Origin of the sequence: Klebsiella sp. Q11 (assembly GCF_964241505.1) — a bacterium.
In the GTDB taxonomy this organism is placed as follows: Bacteria; Pseudomonadota; Gammaproteobacteria; order Enterobacterales; family Enterobacteriaceae; genus Klebsiella; species Klebsiella michiganensis.
Genome location: NZ_CAXSXW010000010.1, coordinates 23,325 through 50,155 on the forward strand (window position 1 = coordinate 23,325; position 26,831 = coordinate 50,155).

A 26,831-nucleotide genomic window follows, 5' to 3' on the forward strand; every position below is an offset into this window, starting at 1 on the left:
TGTCTAAATATCCTAAAAGGCAATAATAACACGGCCTGCGGCAATCTCATGAATGCAACAGGCCGAAAATTTAATGTGGCTGGACGCAGCACTAATCTTGTTGATTAACCTTGCGCTCAATGGCTTTGAGGCGCTTGCTCATATCATCAATATTCAGTACCAGCGCAGCGGTCTTACGCCAGACCTTATTCGGCTGCAGCGGGATACCTGAAGAGTAAACCCCTGGCTCGGTGATAGGACGCATAACCATTCCCATCCCCGTGACGGTGACTTTATCGCAGATTTCCATATGGCCGTTGATCACGCTGGCTCCGCCAATCATGCAGTAGCGGCCGATCTTCAGGCTGCCCGCCATGATGACGCCGCCAGCAACCGCGGTGTTGTCGCCAATCACCACGTTGTGCGCGATTTGACACTGGTTATCAATAATCACGCCGTTACCGATGACGGTGTCGTCCAGCGCACCACGGTCAATGGTCGTACAGGCGCCAATCTCCACGCGATCGCCAATAATCACGCGACCCAGCTGTGGGATCTTAACCCAGTTGCCGCGATCGTTCGCGTAGCCGAAGCCATCTGCGCCAATCACCGTGCTGGACTGGATCAGGCAATTCTCGCCGATCTCAATGTCGTGGTAAACGGTGACGTTGGCCCATAAACGCGAGCCGGCACCTATTTTCGTATTTTTCCCAACGAAGCAGCCCGCGCCGATAACCACGTTATCACCGAGGATGACGCCCGATTCAATCACGGCGTTTGGGCCAATCGCCACGTGGGTACCCAGCTTCGCCGTCGCATCGATGACCGCGCTGGGCGCGATATCCTGCGCCGGCTGCGGCGTGGTATCAAGAATTTGAGCCATGCGCGCGTAGGTCAGGTAGGGATTACGCACTACCAGCCCGGCGCTATGAGCAAAAGGTAAATCATCCTGCGTCATCACGACGGCAGATGCCTGGCAAGCGGCCAGGTGTTCACGGTACTTAGGATTTACCATGAAAGTAATATCGCCCGCTTGTGCGGACTGCATGGACGCAACGCCGGTGATGACGATATCGCCATCACCGTGTAATTCTGCATCCAACTGCTGGGCTAAATCAGCCAGTCGAATTGAAGGCATTACTTATTTAACCTGTTTCAGCACATCAGCGGTGATGTCTTTTACATCGCTGCTGTTGTATGCAACGGCATTAGAGTCAACAACCAGATCGATGCTCTGATCTTTAGCCACGCTCTGCACGGCGCTCTGAATACGAGTCACCAGCTTGCCGCGCTCTTCGTTAGAACGACGTGCACGATCCTGTTCGAAAGACTGCGCTTTCTGGGAGAAAGTCTGGCGCTGAGCCATCACGTCTTTTTCCAGTTTGGTACGGTCAGAGCCCGCTTTCATGGACTGCAGACGCTGCATTTTAGACTGCAGGTCGCCTTCCATACGCTGCAGCTCGCTCGCGCGGCCTTTAAACTCGTTTTCCAGCGTGTTAGAAACGCCTGTTTTCTGGGCAACCTGTTGGAAGAGGCTGTTCATGTTAACCATTGCAATTTTATCTGCCGCCTGAGCGGAAGTTACCATTGCTAAACCCAGACCTGCAGCTAATAACCACTTTTTCACAATTAACTCCTTACCATCCCATGAGTACCCAGGGGTACCGTTATTTGCGTGGCCAGGCGATAACCTCAGTTATCGCCAATAGTCAGCGCTATACTGCAACTGCACTTACATTCCATTGTAGCCAATACCATTACCAGGTTTTACCGATGTTAAACTGGAACTGTTCGGCTTTGTCTCCATCGTACTTTTTAAACGGCTGAGCGTAGGAGAATACCAACGGACCTAACGGCGACATCCACTGTACTGCGATACCCGCAGACATACGGATATTGCTTGGATCGCTGTAGTCCGGGTAACCACCATATGCGGCTGAATCCCAGTGAGTATCCCACACGGTACCCATATCCCAGAAGACGGAAGTACGGACCGAGTTCGCATATTTATCGCTAATAAACGGCGTCGGGGTGATCAGCTCAAGGCTGGCAACCGCCATGGCGTTACCGCCCACCGCATCATCAGACTTACACGGTGCGGACTCGCTGCTCTTACATTCGTTATCGTAGCTGCTGTCGTCGTCATGACGGCTGCTGGCCGGGAAATAAACCGCTTTCGGACCGATAGTATTGGACTGGAAGCCACGCACGGTGCTTGAACCACCGGCATAGAAGTTCTCATAGAACGGCATCTCTTTACCGCCCAGACCATCGCCATAACCAAAGCGGGTACGACCCAACATCACCCATTTATGATCGTCATCGATCGGTACATAGGTCGCGGTATCGAGCGTCGCTTTGTAGTATTCGTTATCCGATCCCGGAATCGTCACTTTACCGTTCAGGTTGACGCGTGAGCCTTCGGTCGGGAAGAAGCCACGGTCGAGCTTGTTATACGTCCAGCCGTAGTTGAAGGTGAAGTCGTCAGCGCTGAACGAGTTTCTGTCGTTAGTGTTGTCCGGATACTGCCCCATCGAATTCAGATAACGCCACATGGATACCTGAGGCTGCATGTTGGATAGCTTGTTATGCACATAGCCCAGGCCCGCGCGCAGCGTATTGTATTCGTTAACCGGGAAGCCCAGCGTGATGTCTGTACCATAGCTTTTGTTGGTATAGTCAGACAGGTCCGCATCGTTAGCGTCGAAGTCGTTATAGAAAACACGACCGCCGAGGCTGACGCCATCCACGGTAAAGTACGGGTTCGTCACCGACAGTTCAGTATAGGTCTGATAGTCGTTTTTGGTGCCGTTAATCCCAACGGAATAGCCGGTACCGAGCCAGTTATCCTGCTGAACGCCGGCCTGGAAGCTGACGCCGCTTTCCGTACCGTAACCAACGCCGAAGTTAAAGCTACCGGTGTTACGCTCTTTAACCTTATAGACCACGTCAACCTGATCCGGGCTGCCCGGAACGCGCTGCGTATCGGTATCAACCGTTTCAAAGTAGCCTAAACGGTTCAGACGATCTTTACCCTGATCGACCAGGTCGCTGCCCAGCCAGGCGCCTTCCATCTGACGCATTTCTCGACGCAGAACGGCATCTTTCGAGGTGTCGTTGCCTTCGAAGCGAATTTTACGCACGTAGTAGCGGTTACCCGCATCGACGTTCACGTGCAGCTTCACGGTCTTATCGCTATCGCTGATTTCCGGCTGGGACTGAACGCGCGGATAGGCATAGCCGTAGCGACCAAGGAGTTTCTTAATGTCATTCTCCATTTTGGTCACTTTGGTGCCGTTATACAGCTCGCCCGGCTCCACTTTGGTCAGCGCTTCGATTTCTGCCGAATGCCCCGCCAGATCACCCGTCACCTGCACCCCAGAAAGCTTGTACTGATCGCCTTCGGTAATGTTGATGGTGATGTAGATACCTTTTTTGTCCGGCGTCAGGCTAACCTGCGTGGAGTCAATGTTGAAACGAGCATAGCCGCGATCCAGATAGTAGCTGCGCAGCGTTTCAAGATCTCCCGCCAGCTTCTGTTTCTGATATTTACGATCGCCCACCACGTTCCACCACGGCACTTCATCGCGCAGCTGGAAGGTAGAAATGAGTTCATCGGTGCTGAATGCGTGGTTGCCGACGATATTGATCTGCTGGATTTTCGCCGAGACGCCTTCCTGGAATACCAGCTTCAGGTCGACACGGTTACGCGGCAGCGGCGTCACGACAGCTTTAACGCTGGCGCTGTACTTACCGACGCTGTAGTAGAAATCCTCCAGCCCCTTTTCGATATCAGCCAGCGTGGTGCGATCGAGGGATTCCCCTACGCGCACGCCGGATGCCTCAAGGTTTTGCTTGAGCATGTCATCTTTCACCGACTTGTTACCGGAGAAAGTGATGCTGGCAATCGTTGGACGCTCTTTCACCTGCACCAGGAGGGTATCACCATCGCGCAGTACGCGGACGTCCTCAAAGTTGCCGGTGGCAAACAGAGCACGGATGGTGTTACTGATATCATCATCGGTTACGGTATCGCCAGGACGCACTGGCATACTGAGGAGGGCCGCACCAACAGCGACTCGCTGAAGGCCTTCGAAATGAATGTCCTTCACCACGAACCCGTCAGCACCGTATACGGTTGCGCTGCTAAACAGCAGCGACGCTATGAGCAACTTTTTCATCGCCATCGTTATTATGCGTTCTTCCTAACAAACTCTCTTACAACCGAGAGAAATCATTGAAAAGTGCAAGCCCCATTAACAGCACCAGCAATATTGAGCCAATGCGATAACTAAAGTCTTGAACTCGCTCGGATACCGGCCCGCCTTTCAGCTTTTCAATCGCCAAAAACAGCAGATGTCCCCCGTCGAGAACGGGAAGCGGGAACAGGTTGATTATGCCGAGGTTCACGCTGATCAGCGCAAGGAACATCAGATAGTAAATCAACCCAAATTCCGCTGACATCCCAGCCCCCTGGGCGATAGAAATCGGCCCGCTGAGGTTGTTCAGTTTGACATCACCGGTTATCAATTTGCCCAGCATTCGGACCGTTAACGACATCAGCTGCCAGGTTTTATCCGTGGCTTCAGCGATGGCGGCAAATGGCCCGTACTGACGCACTGTCTTATATTCATCAGGCAGCGGGATGACCTTAGGTACGACCCCTGCAAACCCCTCCGCTTTGCCTTTGGTAGACTTCGTATCCGGCGTCAAGGTCACCGACAGGGGGCTACCCTGCCGCTCGATGTCCAGAACTAATGCCCTACCCGGATTATCACGCACCAGATTAACAAACGTCATCCACTGCGTTAACGGTTGACCATCGACTTTAACGATCCTGTCGCCCGCTTGCAAACCCGCCTTCTGCGCCGCCGAGTCAGATTGTACTTCAGCCAGGACGGTATCAATCTGCGCGCTGCGAGGCTGAATGCCCAACGAGGCAACCGGATCTTGTTTATCCGGCTCAAACGCCCAGTGCTGCAGATCGAGGATTTTATCCTGACGTTGATTGGTCCCGAAAGGGGCGACCGTAACTATTGTTTGCCGATCGCCTATCTTCGCCACCAGCGCCATACGTACTGCATCCCAATCAGGCGTTTCGATGCCATCTATCGCTTTAAGTTCCGTTCCTTTTGCAATTTGTGCTTGCGCGGCGATCGAGTTGGGCGTTATGTCGCCAACGACCGGACGCACGCCTGGCACGCCGATAATAAACACCAGCCAGTAGGCAAAAATGGCAAAAAGGAAGTTCGCGATTGGCCCCGCGGCAATAACGGCGGCGCGCTGGCCGACGGTTTTGTTGTTAAACGCGGAGTGACGCATCTCTGGGGCCACGGGCTCAACGCGTTCGTCAAGCATTTTGACATAACCGCCCAGCGGAATAAGGGCGATAATAAATTCCGTTCCTTGCTTGTCAAAACGGCGCCACAGCGCTTTGCCAAAGCCGATTGAGAAACGCTCAACGCGGATACCGCAGCGGCGAGCAACCCAGAAATGGCCAAACTCATGGACGGTGATCAACACGCCCAGCGCAATAATAAAAGCAGCCAAATTCCAGAGAACGCTCAGCATAAAACCTTCCGTCAAATCGTCCTGAAAACCAACAAGAGTAGGCAAGCAAACACGGGCACCGCGGCCGTCAGGCTATCGATACGATCGAGAATACCGCCGTGTCCGGGAATCAGATTTCCGCTATCTTTAATGCCAGCTTCGCGTTTAAACATGCTTTCGGTCAGGTCGCCGAGTACCGAAGCCAGGGCCGCGACAATAGAACACACCAGCAGCACCATCGGCGTAACATTCAGATGGGCCCACCAGCCGTAAGCCCAGGAGATAACCGCTGCCGTTAACAGACCGCCGAAAAAACCCTGCCAGGTTTTACCCGGAGAAACCTTTGGCGCCAGCTTATGCTTACCGAACATTTTTCCGAACATGTAAGCGCCGGAATCCGCGCCCCAGACCAGAATCATCACGTACAGCAACCACAGCGCACCGCTATAATGGTCATCGGTGTAATGCCAGGCCCGAAGCGCCAGCATGCCCCAAAAAAACGGCACGATGGTCAGGACGCCAAAAATCAGACGGAGCGTTTTTGAATTGCGCCAGAAAGCCGCTGAAGCGGGGTAAGTCAGCACTAAAAGCAGCGCGACGACCCACCAGCCTAATGATGCCCATAGCGCGCCCTCAACCAGCGGTTGATGAACGTCATAATGGTATTCCGGCATCAGGAATAGCATCAGCGCCAGCAGCAGACCGCAAAGCACTGACAGCCAGACTCTCTGGGTAGTTGAAGTGAAACCGCTAAATTGCCCCCACTCCCACGCGGCGAGCATACAGACGACTAGCGTAACGATGGCAAAACCCGCGGGCGGCAGTAAAAAAAGCGCCGCAATAACAACGGGTATTAAGACGAAAGCAGAAATCAGGCGATACTTCAGCAAAAGTGACCCCCATCAGGCATTGTTGCCGCCCGGCTCAGTGCCGCCGAAGCGACGCTCTCGATTAACAAAGGCATGGAGTGCACCTTCAAAGTCCTGTTCAGCGAAATCGGGCCAAAGAACATCCGTAAAGTAAAGTTCGGCATAGGCAATTTGCCAAATCAAAAAATTACTAATGCGATGCTCTCCCCCGGTCCTAATAACTAAATCTACGGGAGCCAGTTCATGCATGCAGACCTGCTGGCTCAGCATCTCTTCTGTGATTTGCTCGGGCTGAAGCACCCCGTCTTGCACCTGTTTGGCCAGATGACGAACGCCCTGGACGATATCCCAGCGACCGCCGTAGTTCGCCGCAATATTCAGGGTCAAACCGGTGTTGTTCTCAGTCAGCGCCTCCGCTTTGCGAATACGCTCCTGGAGACGCGCATTGAAGCGCGTGGTCTCGCCGATAATACGCAGGCGCACATTATGCCGGTGCAGACTTTTCACTTCGCTATCCAGCGCCCAGACAAACAGCTCCATCAGCGCGCTGACTTCCTGCGCCGGGCGATTCCAGTTTTCACTGCTGAACGCGTATAACGTCAACGCTTCAATACCATTATTCGCCGCGAAAGAGACGGCGCGACGAACAGATTTAGCGCCGGCTTTATGGCCAAAGGCGCGGATCTTTCCTTGCCGTTTTGCCCAACGCCCGTTGCCATCCATAATAATGGCCACATGACGACAGCCATGCGCAGGCAACATTTCGCTGACAGTTTGATTAGCAGACAACATAACGCGTTTTAAGTCCATAATAAGGATTAGCTAAGCTACTAAACACGGGCCACCGGTCAGCGCTGGATACGCATTTTTATCCGGTGCCGGAGCTACGGCCAATCGCAGAGAACAACCAAAAGCTTTACGCAAAAAAGCCGTGTCTTGCCACGGCCACCGTAATCTTTCACACCAAAATGCAACGATCGGATGGCGCAGACTATATCACTGAAGCACAGCGCCCACAAATATCACAACGCGTATCAGAATTTGCGCCACGCCGTCAGGAGCTGGCCTGCGCTTACCCGGGCCATCGCATCAATAGCCAGCACTTCATCAATACTTTGCGGCTCATTTAACGCCTGTTGCTCCAGCACCGCCTGATTTATCGCCGCAATATCGGTAAAGCGAATATCCCCGTTCAGAAACGCCGCGACCGAAACTTCATTTGCCGCATTCAGCGCCGTGGTCGCCGCCTGACCGACATCAAAAGCCTCCATGGCCAGCTTCAGGCAGGGGTAACGGCCGTAATCCGGCGCCGAGAAGCTCAGATTGCTCAACTGACAGAAATCCAGCGGTTTCACGCCAGAATTAAGGCGTTTTGGCCAGCCCATCGTGTGGGCAATCGGCGTACGCATATCCGGCTCGCCGAGCTGCGCCAGGACGCTGCCATCCTGATAACGTACCATCGAGTGAATCACCGATTGCGGATGGATCAGGACTTCCATCTGCTGCGCCGAGGCGTTGAACAGCCAGCGGGCTTCGATATACTCCAGCCCTTTGTTCATCATGGTGGCCGAATCGACAGATATTTTGCGCCCCATCGACCAGTTTGGATGCTTGCATGCCCGATCGGGGGTCATCGCCGCCAGTTCAGAAATCGCCGTTTCCCGGAAGGGACCGCCGGAGCCAGTGAGCAGAATCGACGCCACGCCGTTCTGGGTTAAATCAGCGTATCCCAGATTATGTTGAATTGTTTCCGGCATACTCTGAAAAATCGCATTATGCTCGCTATCAACCGGCAACAATCGTGCGCCGTACTGCTGCACGGCATCCATAAACAGACGGCCACAGGTCACCAGCGACTCTTTGTTCGCCAGCAGCACCGTTTTACCCGCACGAATGGCTGAGAGCGTCGGCACCAGGCCTGCTGCGCCGACAATCGCCGCCATCACCTGCTCGACCTCGTCCAGCGCCGCCACTTCTGCCGCCGCCTGCTGGCCGCTCATGACTTCCGTTCGGCACCCCTGCTCGCGCAGTTGCGCACGCAGCAGCTCCGCGCTGTGCGCATCGTCCATTACCGCGTAACGAGGGGAGAATTCCAGACATTGTTCAACCATACGGTCGACATTTTTCCCGGCGACCAGCGCGGTGATAGAAAAGCTATCAGGATTATGGCGCACCACATCCAGCGTGCTGCAGCCGATAGAACCGGTCGAACCAAGAATGGTTAATTGCTTCATGAGGCGTCCAGAATAATGAAGACAGGATAAAAAGCAAAACGCCGCCAGCAAACCCTTATGCATCAATTATCGGTTGACAGAACGGAGGCGCAAGGCCTTTGACATGGCGCCAAAGGCTACAAGGCCAGCCGTCTAAACGCAATCCCGAAAATTGAGCGTACGGTCTCCTGTACGGCGTTTCAGATTTTACGCAGGCCGATCGTCAGACCTGCGTGTCGGCAGAGAATCAGAACTGCATCAGTTCCGCTTCTTTATCCGCCAGCGCCGCATCAACTTTCTTGATAGCAGCATCAGTCATTTTCTGCACATCTTCCTGAGAGCGGCGATCGTCATCTTCGCTGATCTCTTTCTCTTTCAGCAGCGCTTTGACTTTGTCGTTGGCATCGCGACGAACGTTACGTACGGCAACGCGCGCCTGTTCAGCTTCGCCACGCACGATTTTGGTCAGATCTTTACGACGCTCTTCGGTCAGCGGCGGCAGCGGAACGCGGATATCGCTGCCCGCAGAGCTTGGGTTCAGACCGAGATCGGAAGCCATAATCGCTTTTTCAACGGCCGGGCTCATGGAACGATCGAAGACGTTGATCTTCAGCGTGCGGGAGTCTTCTACCGTTACGCTAGCCAGCTGACGCAGCGGAGTCGGCGTGCCGTAGTATTCCACGATAATGCCATCCAGCAGGCTGGGAGAAGCACGACCCGTGCGTATTTTGCTGATTTGGGTTTTGAACGCTTCAACGCATTTGTCCATGCGTACTTCAGCATCTTTTCTGATATCGCTAATCACGTTACGAATCCTTGAAAACTTGTCTCAGACAGACCAGACGGTCGCCCACTGCAAAAGTGAGCTAAGTATAGTCATGTTTATGCTCAGCGTCTTTCAGGCTGCGGGTCAGCCGCAGCATTCCGTCCACAGAGCATGTTGAAAACCATCGGGTCAAAAACCCGAAAAAGTAAGGCCGAATATTACCCGTATTTGACGCTGACGGGAATTACTCAGTAATTAATGTGCCTTCTTTTTCACCCATCACCACGCGGCGCAGCGCGCCAGGCTTATTCATATTGAATACGCGAATCGGCAGTTTGTGGTCACGCGCCAGGGTAAAGGCCGCAAGATCCATCACTTTCAGCTCTTTATCCAGTACTTCGCTGTAGGTCAGCTGATCGTACATCGTTGCGGAAGGATCTTTGGCCGGGTCAGCGGTAAATACACCGTCGACTTTGGTGGCTTTCAGTACCACATCGGCTTCAATTTCAATGCCGCGCAGGCAGGCAGCGGAATCGGTGGTAAAGAATGGGTTGCCGGTACCCGCGGAAAGAATCACCACGCGGTTGTTACGCAGCAGGCTGATAGCTTCCGCCCAGCTGTAGTTATCGCACACGCCATTCAGCGGAATCGCTGACATCAGGCGGGCGTTCACATAGGCGCGATGAAGTGCATCACGCATTGCAAGGCCGTTCATGACCGTTGCCAGCATGCCCATGTGGTCGCCCACAACGCGGTTCATACCCGCTTTCGCCAGACCAGCACCACGGAAAAGGTTACCGCCACCAATCACTACGCCAACCTGAATACCCAGCTCAACCAGTTCTTTGATTTCCTGAGCCATGCGGTCAAGTATGCTCGCATCAATACCGAAGCCTTCTGAACCTTGCAGAGCTTCGCCACTTAACTTAAGCAGAATACGTTTGTAGACGGGTTTTGCATTGGTAGCCATGTTTCTTTCCTGAGACTGTCAACGAATGAGATGAATTAATTCTGGCGACATTGTACGTCGCTTTTCAGCGTGCCCACTATAGCGGTTGGCTGAATTTACACATTAGGCGCAAAAAGAAGCCGCCCTCAGGCGGCTCCTTTTGAAAATTAAGACTGCTTGGACATCGCAGCAACTTCTGCTGCAAAGTCAGTCTCAACTTTCTCAATGCCTTCGCCCACTTCAAAGCGGATGAAGCCAGTCACGTCAGCGTTGTGCTCTTTCAGCAGCTGAGCAACGGATTTGCTCGGGTCCATAACGAACGGCTGACCGGTCAGAGAAACTTCGCCGGTGAATTTCTTCATGCGGCCTTCAACCATTTTCTCTGCGATTTCTTTCGGCTTGCCAGACTGCATGGCGATGTCCAGCTGAACCTGGTACTCTTTTTCGACCACTTCAGCGGAAACGTCTTCCGGCTTAACGAATTCAGGCTTGCTTGCAGCGATGTGCATAGCCAGCTGTTTAACCAGCTCTTCGCTCGCGCCTTTAGCGGCAACCAGAACACCGATACGCGCGCCGTGCTGGTAAGAGCCCAGAACTTCGCCTTCCAGGGAAGAAACGCGACGGATGTTGATGTTCTCACCGATTTTAGCAACCAGCGCAACGCGTTCTTCTTCGAACTGTGCTTTCAGAACTTCAACGTCGGTGATTTTGCCTGCAACAGCTGCATCCAGAACTTTGTTAGCAAATGCCTGGAAGCCACCATCTTTAGCCACGAAGTCAGTCTGGCAGTTAACTTCCAGAATGATGCCGTAGGTGCCATCGATTTTAGTGATGATCACGCCGTCAGCGGCAACGTTGCCCGCTTTTTTCGCTGCTTTAATAGCACCGGATTTACGCATGTTTTCGATTGCCAGCTCGATGTCGCCGTTCGCTTCAGTCAGCGCTTTTTTGCAATCCATCATGCCTGCGCCAGTACGCTCGCGCAGCTCTTTTACCAGGGATGCGGTAATTTCAGCCATTCTTTATTCCTCGGGAGATGTGATCGGCCCGGTTCCAGGAACCAGACAGATTTGAAAGTGAAAAAGGGGCCGCTAAGAGGCCCCTATTTATACACGGTACTAAATAAGGGTATGCCTTATTATTCAGCTTCTACGAAGCTTTCTTCCGCCTGAGAAGCCAGATCCTGAGAACGGCCTTCACGAACGGTAGCAGCAACAGCGCTCAGGTACAGGCTAACTGCACGGATTGCGTCGTCGTTACCCGGGATAACGAAGTCAACGCCGTCCGGATCGGAGTTAGTATCAACGATAGCAAATACCGGAATACCCAGGTTGTTTGCTTCTTTGATTGCGATGTGCTCGTGGTCAGCGTCGATAACGAACAGCGCGTCCGGCAGGCCGCCCATGTCTTTGATACCGCCCAGGCTGTTTTCCAGCTTGTCCAGCTCACGAGTGCGCATCAGCGCTTCTTTCTTGGTCAGCTTGTCGAAAGTACCGTCCTGGGACTGAGTTTCCAGGTCTTTCAGACGTTTGATAGACTGACGAACGGTTTTCCAGTTAGTCAGCATACCGCCCAGCCAGCGATGGTTCACGAAGAACTGGTCGCAGCTGTTAGCAGCGTCTTTTACCGCTTCGCTTGCAGCGCGCTTAGTACCAACGAAAAGGATTTTGCCTTTGCGAGAAGAGATCTTGTTCAGTTCAGCCAGAGCTTCGTTGAACATCGGTACAGTTTTCTCAAGGTTGATGATGTGAACTTTGTTACGCGCGCCGAAGATGAAAGGCTTCATTTTCGGGTTCCAGTAACGGGTCTGGTGACCAAAGTGAACACCAGCCTTGAGCATGTCGCGCATGGAAACAGTTGCCATGTTTAAAACCTCTATAGATAAAAGTTGGGGTTATGCCTCCACGTATCCCATATTACCGACCCCAAAGGGCACCCCGGAATATGTGCCGATACGTGTGTGTTGTTACACAAAGTGAGATTTGTCGCTTCAGTCCATCTTGTGTATCTGAGAATGGAACAGAAGTCCGGCGCGCTTTATACCACAAAACAGGACCAGACACCAACTGTTGTTGACGTCGCGTGCTGCTAATGATTCTCAATTTGGCAGCAGGACGCCCGGACTGTTAACATTGTTCAGACATAATCTATTATTGTCGAAAAAATCGACACTGCTGGACACAATCCATGGCTATTTCTATCAAGACATCTGAAGACATCGAAAAAATGCGCGTTGCCGGCCGCCTGGCCGCTGAAGTGCTGGAAATGATCGAACCCTACGTAAAACCGGGCGTCAGCACCGGCGAACTGGATCGCATCTGCAACGATTATATCGTTAACGAACAAAAAGCCGTATCCGCCTGCCTGGGCTACCACGGCTTCCCGAAATCCGTCTGCATCTCTATTAATGAAGTGGTGTGCCACGGGATCCCGGACGACGGCAAGCTGCTGAAAGATGGCGATATCGTCAACATTGACGTCACCGTCATTAAAGATGATTTCCACGGTGACACCTCGAAGATGTTTATCGTCGGTAAACCGACCATTCTGGGCGAGCGCCTGTGCCGCATTACCCAGGAAAGCCTCTATCTGGCCCTGAAAATGGTCAAACCGGGCGTTAATCTGCGCGCTATCGGCGCGGCTATCCAGAAATACGTCGAAGCCGAAGGTTTCTCCGTCGTGCGCGAGTACTGCGGCCACGGTATCGGCCGCGGTTTTCATGAAGAACCGCAGGTGCTGCATTACGACTCTCCGGAAACCAACGTGGTGCTCAAACCCGGCATGACCTTTACCATTGAACCGATGGTCAACGCGGGTAAAAAAGAGATCCGCAGTATGAAAGACGGCTGGACGGTAAAAACCAAAGACCGGAGCTTGTCTGCGCAGTATGAGCATACTATTGTGGTGACAGACAGCGGCTGCGAAATACTGACGTTACGCAAGGATGACTCCATCCCGGCGATAATCTCGCACAACGAATGATGAAAAGCCGGCGCCAGCCGGCTTTTTTATGACGGGCACCCTGTGGGCCGCCGCAAGCGACGTTAAAAATCGCTCCCGGCGATTTTTTATGACGGGCGTCCTGCCCGTCACCCTATGGGCCGCCGCAAGCGACGTTAAAAATCGCTCCCGGCGATTTTTTATGGGCGATAGTTTTTTATTATGGTGGCGCGATGAGCAACTCTTTATCTGATACTGTCTCCCCTGCCCTGGCCGACCAGCCGGCGAATCCGGGCTGCTGGCCGCAGAGCGACTTCAACTGCGCGGCTATCAAGGCGCACATCGACGCTTTTCAGCGCTGGCTGGGCGAAGCGTTTGACCACGGCATCGCCGCAGAGAGATTGATTGAGGCGCGCACCGAATTTATCGATCAGCTGCTTCAGCGGCTATGGGTCGAGTACGGGTTCGGGTCGATGAACGACATCGCGCTGGTCGCCGTCGGCGGTTACGGCCGCGGCGAACTGCACCCGCTTTCCGATATCGACCTGCTTATCCTGAGCCGTAAAAAGCTGCCCGATGAGCAGGCGCAGAAGGTCGGCGAGCTGCTGACGCTGCTGTGGGATATCAAGCTGGAAGTCGGCCACAGCGTGCGCACCCTCGAAGAGTGCCTGCTGGAGGGGCTGTCGGACCTCAGCGTCGCCACTAACCTGATTGAATCGCGTCTGCTAATTGGCGACGTCGCGCTGTTCCTTGAACTACAAAAACACATATTCAGCGACGGCTTCTGGCCATCGGAAAAGTTCTTTGCGGCAAAAGTCGAAGAGCAGAATGTACGTCATCAGCGCTATCACGGAACCAGCTATAACCTCGAGCCGGACGTGAAAAGCAGCCCCGGCGGCCTGCGCGATATTCACACCCTGCAGTGGATCGCGCGCCGCCATTTCGGCGCCACCTCGCTTGATGAAATGGTCGGTTTCGGTTTCCTGACCGAAGCCGAGCGCAACGAGCTTAACGAATGCCTGCATCAGCTGTGGCGCATTCGCTTTGCGCTGCATCTGGAGCTCAACCGCTACGATAATCGCCTGCTGTTCGACAGGCAGTTCAGCGTCGCCCGTCGCCTGCGTTACGAAGGCGAAAGCAACCAGCCGATCGAGCATATGATGAAGGATTTCTTTCGCGTCACCCGCCGGGTGAGCGAGCTGAACCAAATGCTGATCCAGCTGTTCGAAGAGGCGATTCTGGCGCTCACCGAAGATGAGAAGCCGCGGCCGATTGACGATGATTTTCAGCTGCGCGGCACGCTAATCGATCTGCGCGATGACACGCTGTTCATCCGCGAACCGCAGGCGATTCTGCGCATGTTCTTTATGATGGTGCGTAACAGCAGCATTACCGGCATCTACTCCACCACGCTTCGCCACCTGCGCCACGCCCGTCGTCATCTGACGCAGCCGCTTTGCTATATTCCGGAAGCGCGGACCCTGTTCCTCAGCATGCTGCGACATCAGGGCGCGGTCAGCCGGGGGCTGCTGCCGATGCACCGCCATAGCGTGCTGTGGGCCTATATGCCGCAATGGTCGCATATTGTCGGTCAGATGCAGTTTGACCTGTTTCACGCCTATACCGTTGATGAACACACGATCCGCGTGCTGCTTAAGCTTGAGAGCTTCGCCAAAGAAGAGACCCGCAGCCGCCATCCGCTGTGCGTTGAACTGTGGCCGCGCCTGACGCATCCGGAGCTGATCCTTATCGCCGCCCTCTTCCACGATATCGCGAAAGGGCGCGGCGGCGACCATTCGATTCTCGGCGCGCAGGACGTGCTGAAATTCGCCGAGCTTCACGGTCTTAACTCGCGCGAAACCCAGCTGGTGGCGTGGCTGGTGCGTCATCATCTGCTGATGTCGGTCACCGCCCAGCGTCGCGATATTCAGGATCCGGAAGTGATCAAGCAGTTTGCCGAAGAGGTGCAAACGGAGAACCGTCTGCACTACCTGGTTTGCCTGACCGTCGCCGATATCTGCGCCACCAACGAAAACCTGTGGAACAGCTGGAAGCAGAGCCTGCTGCGCGAGCTCTATTTCGCCACCGAAAAACAGCTGCGCCGGGGGATGCAAAACACGCCGGATATGCGCGAGCGGGTGCGTCACCACCAGCTACAGGCGCTGGCGCTGCTGCGGATGGAAAATATTAATGAACAGGCGCTGCACCAAATCTGGAACCGCTGCCGCGCCAACTACTTTGTGCGCCATACGCCAAACCAGCTCGCCTGGCACGCGCGTAATCTGCTGCAGCACGATCTCAGCAAACCGATGATCCTGCTCAGTTCCCACGCCTCGCGCGGGGGCACCGAGATCTTCATCTGGAGTCCGGATCGTCCTTACCTCTTCGCCGCCGTTTGCGGCGAGTTGGATCGACGTAATCTTAGCGTTCACGATGCGCAGATCTTCACCACCCGCGACGGCATGGCGATGGATACCTTTATTGTTCTTGAGCCGGACGGCAGCCCGCTTTCCGCCGACAGGCACGAAATGATCCGCGTGGGCCTGGAACAGACCATCAGCCAGCGCAGCTGGCAGCCCCCGGCGCCCCGTCGTCAGGCGGCGAAGCTGAGGCATTTTTCTGTGCCGACGGAGGTGAATTTCCTGCCGACGCATACCGACCGGAAATCCTTTCTTGAGCTGATTGCTCTCGACCAGCCGGGTCTGTTAGCGCGCGTCGGCCAGGTGTTTGCCGACCTCGGAATTTCGCTCCACGGCGCGCGAATTACGACAATTGGTGAGCGAGTAGAAGATTTATTTATAATCGCCACCGCAGACCGGCGCGCCCTTAATAATGAGCTACAGCAAGAAGTGCAACAACGGTTGACAGAGGCCCTCAATCCAAACGATAAAGGGTAACGTATTTTTTTAAGTAAATGGAAAGAGTAAACAATGCAGCAATTACAGAACGTTATTGAGTCCGCTTTTGAGCGTCGCGCCGACATCACGCCGGCAAACGTGGATACCGTAACCCGCGAAGCGGTTAACCAGGTGATTTCTCTGCTTGATTCCGGCGCGCTGCGTGTCGCTGAAAAAGTTGACGGCCAGTGGGTCACCCATCAGTGGCTGAAGAAAGCGGTTCTGCTCTCTTTCCGTATTAACGATAACCAGGTTATCGATGGTGCGGAAAGCCGCTACTTCGATAAAGTCCCAATGAAGTTCGCGGATTATGATGAAGCGCGTTTCCAGAAAGAAGGTTTCCGCGTCGTTCCGCCGGCGGCCGTTCGTCAGGGGGCGTATATCGCTCGCAACACGGTTCTGATGCCGTCCTATGTGAACATCGGCGCCTACGTTGACGAAGGTTCGATGGTTGATACCTGGGCGACCGTGGGTTCCTGCGCGCAGATCGGCAAAAACGTCCACCTGTCCGGCGGCGTCGGCATCGGTGGCGTACTGGAGCCGCTGCAGGCTAACCCGACCATTATCGAAGATAACTGCTTTATCGGCGCGCGTTCGGAAGTCGTTGAAGGCGTCATCGTCGAAGAGGGTTCCGTTATCTCCATGGGCGTATACCTCGGCCAGAGCACCAAAATCTACGATCGCGAAACCGGTGAAGTCTTCTACGGCCGCGTTCCGGCGGGATCCGTCGTCGTCTCCGGCAACCTGCCGTCAAAAGATGGCAAGTACAGCTTGTACTGCGCGGTTATCGTCAAAAAAGTCGATGCCAAAACCCGCGGCAAGGTTGGAATCAACGAACTTCTGCGTACCATCGACTAAGCAGCATGAAAAGCGGGAGGCATCCCGCTTTTTTTATATATTGAGCTGGCGAAGATGGATTTTTTCGTTAATTATTCAAAGATTACGATGATATCAAAGGTACCGTTATGTACGATAATCTGAAAAGTCTTGGTATTACCAATCCTGATGAAATCGATCGCTATAGCCTGCGGCAGGAAGCCAACAACGACATTCTGAAAATCTACTTTCAGAAGGATAAAGGCGAGTTCTTCGCCAAGAGCGTCAAGTTCAAATATCCGCGTCAGCGCAAAACCGTGGTCGCCGACGGCGTGGGCCAGGGATATAAAGAAGTCCAGGAGATTAGCCCTAATCTACGCTATATCATCGACGAGCTGGATCAAATCTGTCAGCGCGATCGCACCGAAATCGATCTGAAACGTAAGATCCTCGACGATCTGCGTCACCTCGAAAGCGTGGTGACGAATAAGATCAGCGAAATCGAATCCGATCTGGAAAAACTGACCCGCAATAAGTAAGCCTGATACGGGCCAGATGCTGGCCCTGTTTCTCTCTGCCTCATCCTCTTTTTTCTCACTCACCCCCACCGGCAGCATCAGCGAATATCAGCTATTCCTCTCTGATATCATTTCATCTCATATCCCTATCTACATGAATGACATAATAAAATAAGTCGCTGTATGTTCAATTTCCACCTGAAAGGAGATCATACGATGACACAGGAAATTGAACAAAAATTTTATACCCTACAATCTGCGCCCTGGCTGGATAAGACCGGTTTTGAAAAAGGACGGCAGCACGATCGCCAGCCGCTGGGCTTTATTCTGCCCGCCAATACGCCGCTGCACATTCGCCAACCGGATATCAGCAACGGCAACTCGATTCTGCGCCTGCTTTGCAATGATACCGCGCTAGAAAGCACCAGCACGATCGCCACCGGCTGGAAAACGGTCAGCGCCACGGTCGACACCGTTCCTTTTGTCGATACGCTGTTTACCGACCAGTCCAGCGAATTCACCGTCATCTACCAGCAACCTGCGGCAACTAAACCGCTGCCGTGCTGGAAAGCAGGACAATCTGAGGATGAATTTTTCCTCAGCTGGGAGAAAAATCAATCCGCACTCGCGCTGCTTGATTTAGATGTGATTAACCTGCTGCTGCCCTACGCCGACCGCGATAATGCGATGAAAGCGGGCTTATCCTCGCTACACGCTTATTACACCCACCTTTTCAAATGCTATAACGACTGGGCTGGGCTAAGCGATCGCCCGGATGCGCCGTGGAACCAGGATGTCGCCAACCGCTACTTTGTGCGGGCAGATAAACACGGCGTCGGCGCAGCCTATTATCACCCCTGGTGGTGCGCACATACATCATCAACGTTAGGTGAAGGCTGGCTGGATAACGTTGCGACGCAGTGGGTTATTCTTCATGAAATTGCGCACGGGTATCAGGGCAAATTTATGCAGGACACCACTCTGCCCGTCAATGAGGTGTGGAACAATATTTACGCCGCTTTCTATCAGCAGCTTACCCTGAGCCAGGATAATCATCTCTATGTGGATGGCTGGCTCTATAACTATGGTCAGCAGGCCGTACAGGAACTCCAGCTGATGACCTATATAAAAGACCAGACGCCGGTCGCCAGCTGGGGCCTGCGTCCGCGCCTGCAATTCCTGATGCTGATGTTGCTAAAAGCAGGAACCAAAGCCTTCAGCGCCTTTAACCAGAACTATCGTGAACTGGCCAACGGCGATAGCTTCCGGCCGTCCGATTATCAGCTTATCGATATGTTGGCTACCGCCATTGCCGCCGCCGCAGGGTATGATGTCACGCCGTTTATCGAGCTATGCGGCTTAACGCTGGAAATTACCACTAAGGGAGATATCGCCGCGCTGGCGGCAAAACCGCTCTATCCGCTATATGTTTTCCTTCCGCAAAGCGAATGGGATAGCGCGCGGCGGCAGCTGGGGCTGGACTCCTTCGTCTGGCTGGTGGATAACAGCGAACTGGCGGCATTAGGCAAAACGGGGACGCTATCCCTGACGTTCAATATCGACCAGCTGGAACAAATTTACGGGCGAACGCTGACGATTAAAGATAATTGTGGCACGCATTATTCACTGGTTGTTAATGATGACACGTTGATCCTGAATGATATTCCAGTCGGCGTTTACCAGATCGATCCTCCGAAAGGCCGTTCACAAAAATATCGTCCGGATATCAGCTATCTCGTCGTAAAAGAAGGGGCGAATGCGGCTACCATCAACTACCCCCGACAACGCGATACCCGCGGGCGTAACGTGACAATGAGCTTTTTAGGTATTGGCGACACGCCGTTTGCATATCTGGATATCGATTTCGAAAATCAGCAGCTTACGCTGAATATTACCAGCGCCACGCCGCACAACAACTACCCTGACGCGCTCTATGCCGGCGTATGCGTACTTTCCGCCAGCGGCGAAAAAGTCTTTGAGCGCAATATGAACGGCACAAACTGCGCCACCGGTAAGGTGATTATTCCCTTCGGCCCTCACTATCACTTGTATATTACTCACGTCGAGCCGGGACGTCTGAAAGCCTCCCCGGAGTATTTACCGCTGATCGCGGGCGAGAAATGCCAGCTGATGCGTATTGATGAGAGTGGGCTTTACAACTTTATCCTCGATAATAATCCGGCGGAAGATTTACTGGCTATTTTCGAGCATGACGCTCAGGCGATGCGTAACCAGCCTTCGCTATTAGCGCAGGAAGAGAACGTATGTAAAAACGATCTCTGGCTGATGCTCTCCCATATTGAAGAGCCCAAGCGCAGCAGGCTGCTTAAAGAGTATGCCGATGTTCTGCCTCAGGATAATAGTGAACCGGGCGAGTTGACGGGCAAGAGCGTGACCCTCAATCTCAGAGGACAGGGCAACAAAGATTTTTGCCAGATCGTTATCGATAATCAACAGCACGCCATGATGGTCACCACCCGTACCGGCGCGCCGCACCCGTATTATGTCTCCCATACCTACGCCAGCATTACGGTAACCGGGGCGGACGAAACGGTGGTTTATCACCGCAGCTATGCCGGAGCGACCAACAACCTGGCAAACAGCGAAACTATCGCCCTCGCTGAAAACATGATCATTGAGGTTTTCCATGATGAGCCATTCCGCTCCAGCGCCAGCAATGATACGACGCATCGCGCCATTACGCTGAAGCAGCACAACCGCTGGCGGGTAGTGAAGGATGGGCTGGAGACCTGTTCGCTGGTGCCAGACCCGGAGGATAAAGAAACTACGGATGCTGAGGACGAGGCTACAGAGCTGTATGGCGATCTCTTCTGCTGGCAGCTACTTGGCAATGATAATATTCGTTTTGCGACGATGGAGATGGATATTGGCCGCGGCGCGCTCACCTTTACCGCCAGCCCCGTGGTGCCGAATAAGCACTTTACGACGGCCTATGCCGCGGTGAATATCTACAATACGCGCGGCTCGGTGGTTTATCGCCAGTCCATTAAAGGTTCAGCGCAGCTTGGCGACTATATTGATACGGCAATACTTGATGAAGGCTATATCATCGAAGTCTTCCATGCCGAAGCCGGCGATCGCTCCGTCATTATCAACCCGCAAAACGGTAACGCCTGGCCACAGCCTCATACCGTCTCCTGGCAAGTCACGGCCAGCGGGCTGCAGCGCCTGTAATTCCCGTCCCCACTCCCGCCTGCGGCGGGAGTGTTTTTAGCGCTGCTCATCGAGCTGTAGCGCAATATACAGCAGCAGACGATCGTCAAAATTACCCAAATCCAGCCCCGTCAGCTCAGAGATGCGGTTTAAACGGTATTCCAGCGTATTACGGTGGATAAACAGTGCTTTCGACGTCGCCAGCGGCTGCACGTTATGACGAAACCAGGCCTGTAAGGTGCGACGCAGCAGGCCGTTGTTATCCATCGCCTTCAGGCGAACCAGCGGGCGCGCCAGCTCATTGGCCTGCCAGCCGCCGCGCAGGCTATCCAGCAGTACCGGCAGCATCAAATCCTGGTAAAAATAGCTACGGCTCTCCGGCATCCGCTGTTTACCGACCATCATGGTGGTTCTGGCGGTGCGATACGAGCGAGCAATGCTGCCCGGTCCGGTAAAAAAGTTTCCCAGCGCCACGCGAAAACGCAGCTGACCGTTCTCTTTCATCCTGCTAATGAGCTGTTCGACCCGTTTGCAGTGATCTTCCGCATCCCAGCGGCCAAAGGCGTTCAGCGCGGGCTTCAGTACCACCATTTCGGTCAGCGAGACAATGGCCACCAGATTATTACGGTCCGGCGTGGTCAACGCGGTCTGGAGCTGCTGCAGCTCCGCCATCGCGCTGTCTACGCCCAGCTGACCGCTATCCACTTCAATCATAGCCACCACGCGCGGTTGGTTGAGATCGATCCCCAGACGCTGGGCCCACTCGGTCAGCGCCGGGGTGTTCTCTTCCGCCTGAATCAGGTTCATCACCAGCTCTTCGCGCAGACGGCTATCCTGAGCCAGGAGATGCATCAGCCGCGATTGTTCCAGCATCATCTCGGCGGTCATACACACCAGTTCACCGTATTTACGCAGCGACTCCGGTTCGCCGGTCAGGCCGATGACGCCAACTATCTCCCCTTCCAGACGCAGCGGCAGGTTGATCCCCTGGCGCACGCCGTGCAGATGTCGGGCAACGGCATCATCAATATCGACAACGCGACCCTGGGAAAGCACTAATAGCGCACCTTCGTGCAATTCACCAATTCGCTCGCGGTCTCCGCTACCGATAATGCGCCCGCGGGCATCCATTACGTTAATATTGGTATCAATGATGCGCATCGTACGCGCCACGATATCCTGAGCCATTTTGGTATCAAGATGCCAGCCAGCCATGTAACCCTCCCGTGAGCAGGCTAACAGCATAAAAGAGTTGGCAACACGCCGCATTGTGCATTTGCACAAAGCCGGGCTAAGAAATATGGAGTTGTGGAAGATATCACAGAACGAAAAATGGAAGGGGCGGCAGAAATAAAAAAGCCCCTTTCCTCCGCAAGGAGAAAAGGGGCTTTGCGAACCGTCAGGGATTACTGCATCAGCAGATAAATCGACGTATCGCCGCGCTGGATATTCAGCGCCAGAACCGACGGTTTGGCATCAAAAATTTTGCGCAGATCGGCAATATTTTTCACCGGCTGCTGGTTCGCGCCAACGATAATATCGCCTTTCTTCAGGCCAATCTGCGCCGCCGGCGTTCCCGCTTTCACGTTACTCACCACGACGCCTTTATCCTGACCTTTGTTGCTCATTTCCGCACCTTCAATACCGTTGAAGATGGTGCTTGAGTCAACCTGGTTCTGATTGCTCTGCTGCAGCTCAACGGTCACTGTCACCGGCTTGCCGTCACGCAGCAGGCCAAGCTCGACTTTGCTGCCGATCGGCATGGTCCCCACCTGGGCACGCAGCGCGGCAAAGCTGCTGATCGATTTACCGTTCAGCGTGGTAATCACGTCGCCGGCTTTAATCCCCGCCTTAGCGGCCGCCGAGTTCGGCATCACCTGGCTGACGAACGCGCCGCGCTGAGCGTCAACTTTCATCGCTTTCGCCAGTTCGGAATTCAGCTCGGTCCCCATGATGCCCAGCTCACCGCGCTTAACCTGGCCAAATTTGACCATCTGATCGGTCAGGTTTTTCACCATGTTGCTCGGAATAGCGAAGCCGATACCAATGTTGCCGCCGTCCGGCGCCAGAATCGCGGTGTTGATACCGATCAGCTCGCCGTTCAGGTTAACCAGCGCGCCGCCGGAGTTACCGCGGTTGATCGCCGCATCGGTCTGGATAAAGTTTTCATAGTTTTCAACGTTCAGGCCGCTACGGCCCAGGGCGGAAACGATCCCCGAGGTCACGGTTTCGCCCAGGCCAAACGGGTTACCGATCGCCACGGTGTAATCACCGACGCGCAGGGCGTCAGAGTCCGCCAGCTTAATCGCGCTCAGGTTTTTCGGATCCTGGATTTGAATCAGCGCAATATCAGAACGCGGGTCTTTGCCGACCACTTTCGCGTCGAACTTGCGGCCATCGCTGAGCTGAACTTTGATAGTAGTCGCGTTATCCACGACGTGGTTGTTAGTCACAACATAGCCTTTAGCGGCATCAATAATCACCCCGGAACCAAGGGCCATAAATTTCTGCTGCTGGCCGCCGTCGCTACCCGGCGCACCGCCCTGCCCGCCGCCCTGACAGAACGGAGAGCTCTGGAACGGAGAACCATCCTGACAGAACGGCGAATTGTCGCCAAAGAACTGCTGGAAGTTACGCGGCATCCGCGGCGTATTAACGGTGGTGCTCCCCTCAACGTTAATGCTCACGACCGACGGCATCACTTTTTCCAGCATCGGCGCCAGGCTTGGCATCTGCTGCGCATTAGTCGCCGAAGAAGCTGTTTCCGCCGCGCTCGCAGAGAGAGGGGACAACGCCAGACCTAAACTCAGAGCCAGGGCACTCATTGCTAACGTGGTTTTTTTCATAGGTTTCAATCTCAATTTCAGATAACGAATAGTTGCTGTGTTGGTGACTATCAGAGTCATTTTATAGCGCGAAGTTCCGGAATGAAGTTTTGGTAAAAGTAAAAATTTATTGTCCGTCTTTACAAAACTCACCCTTATTCTACGGCCATCAATCGTCGATATTCATCCCATGCATACAAGTCGGTCATTCCGCTGATATAGTCCTGAATGAGACGACAGCGATAATAATATTCCATCACTGGAAACTCCGGATTATTGCGCGAAATCTTATTTACGGCTTCTATGTAAGCTAACCGATGACGAGTTGAAAGTTTCTGAAAAAGACGTGATGCAATCGGTAAACTTCGCACCCGCTCTTTTTCCACCAGCAAACTAAACTCATCCAGCGATAATTTTAACAGCGGCTGGTATATATCTAACAGACCGCTGATCACGCGATAGCCCTGCAGCTCCAGCTGCTCGACATCCGGATGGCTAAACACATGTTTTACCGCGACATTTTTATATAGTTCAAGAAGCTGGCTGCAATCGCTATCGTCCTCAAGCAGCGCATGGTTAAAGTCACCGCTAAAAATCTTCGCCAGGTTATCAATAAACCGCCGCGCCGCATACGGTACCAGCCTATTGAGCGTATTAACCCGTAAATACATAAAAAACTGATCTTCGGTACTCCGGCTCAGAGAATTCGCACGCGATTTCTCCCAGGCGTTTTCGACAACCTGATTAAACAAGGAGCCTTTTTCGTGAACGCCCCAGGCTTCATAGAGATGCTGATAAAGCTGCTCTACGCTGAAGATGCGTTTTTCTACCGCATCTTCAAGGTCGGCGACGCAATATGAGATATCATCCGCGGCTTCCATAATCCACGTTAATGGGAAGCGATTGTAAGGAGCCAGATCCAGTTCTTTACGCAACCTCGCAACATAGCCCTCTTCGGCTAAATAATAACCAGGTTTTTTCATTAAATAATTGTGGCTAGCCGGCGGTTCCCCGCGCCACCATGCCGGACGCGTATATTTTAGAATACAGCCCACCTGCGCCCAGGTGAGATTCATGCGCATCAGCGTATGCACTAAGCGAATACCCTGCGCATTGCCTTCAAACCAGCATAAGTCCTGGCGAACCTTACGCCGCAGCTCATTCAGCTGGCTATCGCCTTCCTGCAGGCGCAGCGCCGCAACCACGCAGCGATCGTCGGTTAACGGCTGGCTGGCCGCATCGCCGGGGAAGAGCCGCTGGCTGAACCAATCATTAATTGCCGCCTCGCCAAAATGGCCAAATGGCGGATTGCCGATATCGTGCATCAGGCAGGCCATTTCAACAATGCTCTCGAACGGCCCGGTAAGCTCATCCAGCCCGTAGCTTTCCAGCAGCTTCTGCTCTTTCAGACGACTCAGCACCTCTTTGGCGATGTAGCGGCCCACCTGCTGAACTTCCAGAGAGTGGGTCAGCCGCGTACGCACCGCGGCATTGCGCTCCAGCGGGAAAACCTGGGTTTTTTGCTGCAGCCGGCGGATCGCCGGCGAGTTGATGATGCGTCCGCGATCGCTTTCGAAAATTCGCAGGATTTCACGCTCCGTCTCAACGCCCTGCGGTGAACGGTAGCGGCGACGCCAGTTAATCTTGTTGCGAAAATCGATCTTAGCCATGATCTCCCCCGAGCGAGCAATAACGTTTCCTTCTAAGCGCATGATAGACTATGCCGCTAAAACCCACACATCGCGAGTAAATCTATGAAAATCGGTATTATTGGCGCAATGGAAGAAGAAGTTACCCTTCTGCGCGACAAAATCGACAACCGCCAGACCATCACTATCGGCGGCAGCGAAATCTACACCGGCCAGCTGCAGGGCGTTGATGTCGCTTTGTTGAAATCGGGCATTGGCAAAGTCGCCGCCGCCATGGGCGCCACTCTGCTGATGGAGCACTGCAAGCCGGATGTGATTATTAACACCGGTTCTGCGGGCGGCCTCGCGTCGACCCTGAAGGTTGGCGATATTGTCGTCTCCGACGAAACGCGCTATCACGACGCGGACGTCACCGCGTTTGGCTATGAGTATGGCCAGCTGCCGGGCTGCCCTGCCGGTTTCAAAGCCGATGATAAGCTGATTGCCGCCGCAGAGACCTGCATCAGCGCGCTGAATCTTAATGCGGTTCGCGGACTCATTGTCAGCGGCGATGCATTCATCAACGGTTCCATTGGTCTCGCCAAAATCCGCCACAACTTCCCGCAGGCCGTCGCGGTAGAAATGGAAGCCACCGCCATCGCGCACGTCTGCCACAACTATGGCGTACCGTTTGTTGTCGTTCGCGCGATCTCCGATGTTGCCGATCAGCAGTCGCATCTGAGCTTCGACGAGTTTCTCGCCGTTGCCGCGAAGCAATCCACCCTGATGGTGGAAAACCTGGTGCAGCACCTGGCTCGTGGCTAAGTCGCTCAACGCGGCGCTTGCCGTCCTGATGCTGCTTGCCCCGGCGTGGCTTTTCGCCGCGCCGCGGGTGATTACGCTATCTCCCGCCAATACTGAACTGGCGTTTGCCGCCGGTATTACGCCGGTTGGCGTCAGCAGCTATTCCGATTATCCCCCGGAAGCCGCAAAGATAGAGCAGGTCTCCAGCTGGCAGGGGATGAATCTGGAACGCATCGTCGCCCTTAAGCCCGACCTGGTGCTGGCGTGGCGCGGCGGTAACGCTGAACGCCAGGTGAATCAGCTAAGCTCGCTCGGGATAAAAGTCATCTGGGTCGAAACATCGACCATCGAAGAGATTATCGCAACGCTTCGTCAGCTGGCGCAGTGGAGCCCGCAGCCGGAAAAGGCGCGGCAGGCGGCGCAGAAAATGCAGGACGCGTACCAGGCCTTAAAAACCCGCTACGCGAGCGGGCCGAAAAAACGCGTTTTTTTACAGTTCGGCGCCAACCCTCTCTTTACCACCAGCAAAGGCTCGATTCAGGATCAGGTTCTGACGCTGTGCGGAGGAGAAAACATTTTTGCCGCCAGCCGGGTTCCCTGGCCGCAGGTGAGCCGTGAACAGGTACTGGCAAGGCAGCCGCAGGCCATTGTCATCGCCGGCGACGCCAGTCAACTTCCCGCCGTTGAGCGCTATTGGCAGAATCAGCTAAAAATTTCTTTTATTGCGCTACATGGCGACTGGTTTGAACGCGCGAGCCCACGTATTATTCTCGCCGCAAAACAACTCTGTACTGCGCTCGAGCAGATAAAATAATCACCTGCTAACCCAGGTGCTAAAAGGCTATCCCACCAGGCGCAATTGTTGCAGCCAGTTTGGACACGGGCAGCGCTGAACACCCGGAG

The 26,831-nt window shown here is 54.0% G+C and carries 21 protein-coding genes; 7 read left to right on the forward strand and 14 right to left on the reverse strand.

What is annotated here, in order from left to right; genetic code table 11:
- Nucleotides 1-91: 91 nt before the first annotated feature.
- The 11 genes from lpxD to rpsB all read right to left on the reverse strand — a co-directional run bounded on the left by lpxD (nucleotide 92) and on the right by rpsB (nucleotide 12,190).
- Nucleotides 92-1,117: a UDP-3-O-(3-hydroxymyristoyl)glucosamine N-acyltransferase gene (lpxD, locus tag ACESQ2_RS17365; RefSeq protein WP_049069151.1), complete on the reverse strand. Its 1,026-nt coding sequence runs from the start codon at nucleotides 1,115-1,117 to the stop codon at nucleotides 92-94.
- 3 nt (nucleotides 1,118-1,120) lie between these two features.
- Nucleotides 1,121-1,606, reverse strand: coding sequence for a molecular chaperone Skp (skp, locus tag ACESQ2_RS17370; RefSeq protein ID WP_004098757.1), 486 nt, complete (start codon nucleotides 1,604-1,606; stop codon nucleotides 1,121-1,123).
- A gap of 130 nt (nucleotides 1,607-1,736) precedes the next feature.
- Nucleotides 1,737-4,166, reverse strand: coding sequence for an outer membrane protein assembly factor BamA (bamA, locus tag ACESQ2_RS17375; protein WP_014228002.1), 2,430 nt, complete (start codon nucleotides 4,164-4,166; stop codon nucleotides 1,737-1,739).
- A 31-nt stretch (nucleotides 4,167-4,197) separates the two neighbouring features.
- On the reverse strand, nucleotides 4,198-5,550 hold the full coding sequence (gene rseP, locus ACESQ2_RS17380; protein WP_014228001.1) for a sigma E protease regulator RseP: 1,353 nt from the start codon (nucleotides 5,548-5,550) through the stop codon (nucleotides 4,198-4,200).
- An 11-nt stretch (nucleotides 5,551-5,561) separates the two neighbouring features.
- On the reverse strand, nucleotides 5,562-6,419 hold the full coding sequence (cdsA, locus tag ACESQ2_RS17385) for a phosphatidate cytidylyltransferase (protein ID WP_014228000.1): 858 nt from the start codon (nucleotides 6,417-6,419) through the stop codon (nucleotides 5,562-5,564).
- 12 nt (nucleotides 6,420-6,431) lie between these two features.
- Nucleotides 6,432-7,190 carry a (2E,6E)-farnesyl-diphosphate-specific ditrans,polycis-undecaprenyl-diphosphate synthase gene (ispU, locus tag ACESQ2_RS17390; protein ID WP_004098751.1) on the reverse strand — a complete coding sequence of 253 codons (759 nt, stop codon included), beginning with the start codon at nucleotides 7,188-7,190 and terminating at the stop codon, nucleotides 6,432-6,434.
- A gap of 242 nt (nucleotides 7,191-7,432) precedes the next feature.
- Nucleotides 7,433-8,632: a 1-deoxy-D-xylulose-5-phosphate reductoisomerase gene (ispC, locus tag ACESQ2_RS17395; RefSeq protein ID WP_046878563.1), complete on the reverse strand. Its 1,200-nt coding sequence runs from the start codon at nucleotides 8,630-8,632 to the stop codon at nucleotides 7,433-7,435.
- A 226-nt stretch (nucleotides 8,633-8,858) separates the two neighbouring features.
- The gene (gene frr, locus ACESQ2_RS17400; RefSeq protein ID WP_004098748.1) at nucleotides 8,859-9,416 is read right to left on the reverse strand and encodes a ribosome recycling factor; all 558 of its coding nucleotides are present in this window, start codon (nucleotides 9,414-9,416) and stop codon (nucleotides 8,859-8,861) included.
- 205 nt (nucleotides 9,417-9,621) lie between these two features.
- Nucleotides 9,622-10,347, reverse strand: a complete 726-nt coding sequence (pyrH, locus tag ACESQ2_RS17405; RefSeq protein ID WP_004098747.1) for a UMP kinase — start codon at nucleotides 10,345-10,347, stop codon at nucleotides 9,622-9,624.
- 146 nt (nucleotides 10,348-10,493) lie between these two features.
- Nucleotides 10,494-11,345: a translation elongation factor Ts gene (gene tsf / locus ACESQ2_RS17410; RefSeq protein ID WP_004098746.1), complete on the reverse strand. Its 852-nt coding sequence runs from the start codon at nucleotides 11,343-11,345 to the stop codon at nucleotides 10,494-10,496.
- Nucleotides 11,346-11,464: 119 nt separating this feature from the next.
- A complete protein-coding gene (rpsB, locus tag ACESQ2_RS17415) occupies nucleotides 11,465-12,190 on the reverse strand; it encodes a 30S ribosomal protein S2 (RefSeq protein ID WP_003856207.1) in 726 nt (241 codons plus the stop codon).
- Nucleotides 12,191-12,513: 323 nt separating this feature from the next.
- Here rpsB and map point away from each other — a divergent pair, with 323 nt between their 5' ends.
- From map to ACESQ2_RS17440, 5 genes are all read left to right on the forward strand, one after another.
- Complete coding sequence (gene map / locus ACESQ2_RS17420) at nucleotides 12,514-13,308, forward strand: type I methionyl aminopeptidase (protein WP_046878564.1); 795 nt, start codon at nucleotides 12,514-12,516, stop codon at nucleotides 13,306-13,308.
- A 191-nt stretch (nucleotides 13,309-13,499) separates the two neighbouring features.
- A complete protein-coding gene (glnD, locus tag ACESQ2_RS17425; protein WP_046878565.1) occupies nucleotides 13,500-16,163 on the forward strand; it encodes a bifunctional uridylyltransferase/uridylyl-removing protein GlnD in 2,664 nt (887 codons plus the stop codon).
- A 33-nt stretch (nucleotides 16,164-16,196) separates the two neighbouring features.
- Entirely contained in the window at nucleotides 16,197-17,021 is an 825-nt protein-coding gene (gene dapD / locus ACESQ2_RS17430) for a 2,3,4,5-tetrahydropyridine-2,6-dicarboxylate N-succinyltransferase (protein ID WP_004098743.1), read from the forward strand.
- Nucleotides 17,022-17,128: 107 nt separating this feature from the next.
- Nucleotides 17,129-17,518: a DUF3461 family protein gene (locus ACESQ2_RS17435; protein ID WP_004098742.1), complete on the forward strand. Its 390-nt coding sequence runs from the start codon at nucleotides 17,129-17,131 to the stop codon at nucleotides 17,516-17,518.
- A gap of 195 nt (nucleotides 17,519-17,713) precedes the next feature.
- Entirely contained in the window at nucleotides 17,714-20,692 is a 2,979-nt protein-coding gene (locus ACESQ2_RS17440; RefSeq protein ID WP_373171002.1) for a putative mucin/carbohydrate-binding domain-containing protein, read from the forward strand.
- Nucleotides 20,693-20,728: 36 nt separating this feature from the next.
- Here ACESQ2_RS17440 and cdaR read toward each other — a convergent pair whose 3' ends face one another.
- The 3 genes from cdaR to dgt form a co-directional block, all read right to left on the reverse strand.
- Nucleotides 20,729-21,886 (reverse strand): DNA-binding transcriptional regulator CdaR, encoded by a 1,158-nt coding sequence (cdaR, locus tag ACESQ2_RS17445; RefSeq protein WP_004098741.1) that lies wholly within the window; start codon nucleotides 21,884-21,886, stop codon nucleotides 20,729-20,731.
- A gap of 191 nt (nucleotides 21,887-22,077) precedes the next feature.
- Nucleotides 22,078-23,517: a serine endoprotease DegP gene (gene degP / locus ACESQ2_RS17450; protein ID WP_004098740.1), complete on the reverse strand. Its 1,440-nt coding sequence runs from the start codon at nucleotides 23,515-23,517 to the stop codon at nucleotides 22,078-22,080.
- A gap of 134 nt (nucleotides 23,518-23,651) precedes the next feature.
- Complete coding sequence (gene dgt, locus ACESQ2_RS17455; protein WP_046877770.1) at nucleotides 23,652-25,166, reverse strand: dGTPase; 1,515 nt, start codon at nucleotides 25,164-25,166, stop codon at nucleotides 23,652-23,654.
- 84 nt (nucleotides 25,167-25,250) lie between these two features.
- Between dgt and mtnN the strand changes: the two genes are divergently transcribed.
- Together mtnN and btuF are read left to right on the forward strand one after the other, a co-directional pair.
- Nucleotides 25,251-25,949: a 5'-methylthioadenosine/S-adenosylhomocysteine nucleosidase gene (gene mtnN / locus ACESQ2_RS17460; protein WP_014227993.1), complete on the forward strand. Its 699-nt coding sequence runs from the start codon at nucleotides 25,251-25,253 to the stop codon at nucleotides 25,947-25,949.
- Nucleotides 25,942-26,742: a vitamin B12 ABC transporter substrate-binding protein BtuF gene (gene btuF, locus ACESQ2_RS17465; protein WP_025107381.1), complete on the forward strand. Its 801-nt coding sequence runs from the start codon at nucleotides 25,942-25,944 to the stop codon at nucleotides 26,740-26,742. Before mtnN ends, btuF begins: the two co-directional genes overlap by 8 nt.
- The last annotated feature ends 89 nt before the right edge of the window (nucleotides 26,743-26,831 follow it).

Excerpts from the sequence above, each read along its gene's own strand:
- mtnN (WP_014227993.1), top strand. The coding sequence starts at position 25,251 with ATGAAAATCGGTATTATTGGCGCAATGGAAGAAGAAGTTACCCTTCTG.
- tsf (WP_004098746.1), bottom strand. The coding sequence starts at position 11,345 with ATGGCTGAAATTACCGCATCCCTGGTAAAAGAGCTGCGCGAGCGTACT.
- cdaR (WP_004098741.1), bottom strand. The coding sequence starts at position 21,886 with ATGGCTGGCTGGCATCTTGATACCAAAATGGCTCAGGATATCGTGGCG.
- pyrH (WP_004098747.1), bottom strand. The coding sequence starts at position 10,347 with ATGGCTACCAATGCAAAACCCGTCTACAAACGTATTCTGCTTAAGTTA.
- dapD (WP_004098743.1), top strand. The coding sequence starts at position 16,197 with ATGCAGCAATTACAGAACGTTATTGAGTCCGCTTTTGAGCGTCGCGCC.
- degP (WP_004098740.1), bottom strand. The coding sequence starts at position 23,517 with ATGAAAAAAACCACGTTAGCAATGAGTGCCCTGGCTCTGAGTTTAGGT.
- glnD (WP_046878565.1), top strand. The coding sequence starts at position 13,500 with ATGAGCAACTCTTTATCTGATACTGTCTCCCCTGCCCTGGCCGACCAG.
- bamA (WP_014228002.1), bottom strand. The coding sequence starts at position 4,166 with ATGGCGATGAAAAAGTTGCTCATAGCGTCGCTGCTGTTTAGCAGCGCA.
- ACESQ2_RS17440 (WP_373171002.1), top strand. The coding sequence starts at position 17,714 with ATGACACAGGAAATTGAACAAAAATTTTATACCCTACAATCTGCGCCC.
- map (WP_046878564.1), top strand. The coding sequence starts at position 12,514 with ATGGCTATTTCTATCAAGACATCTGAAGACATCGAAAAAATGCGCGTT.
- ispU (WP_004098751.1), bottom strand. The coding sequence starts at position 7,190 with ATGTTGTCTGCTAATCAAACTGTCAGCGAAATGTTGCCTGCGCATGGC.
- ispC (WP_046878563.1), bottom strand. The coding sequence starts at position 8,632 with ATGAAGCAATTAACCATTCTTGGTTCGACCGGTTCTATCGGCTGCAGC.
- rpsB (WP_003856207.1), bottom strand. The coding sequence starts at position 12,190 with ATGGCAACTGTTTCCATGCGCGACATGCTCAAGGCTGGTGTTCACTTT.
- rseP (WP_014228001.1), bottom strand. The coding sequence starts at position 5,550 with ATGCTGAGCGTTCTCTGGAATTTGGCTGCTTTTATTATTGCGCTGGGC.
- lpxD (WP_049069151.1), bottom strand. The coding sequence starts at position 1,117 with ATGCCTTCAATTCGACTGGCTGATTTAGCCCAGCAGTTGGATGCAGAA.
- dgt (WP_046877770.1), bottom strand. The coding sequence starts at position 25,166 with ATGGCTAAGATCGATTTTCGCAACAAGATTAACTGGCGTCGCCGCTAC.
- ACESQ2_RS17435 (WP_004098742.1), top strand. The coding sequence starts at position 17,129 with ATGTACGATAATCTGAAAAGTCTTGGTATTACCAATCCTGATGAAATC.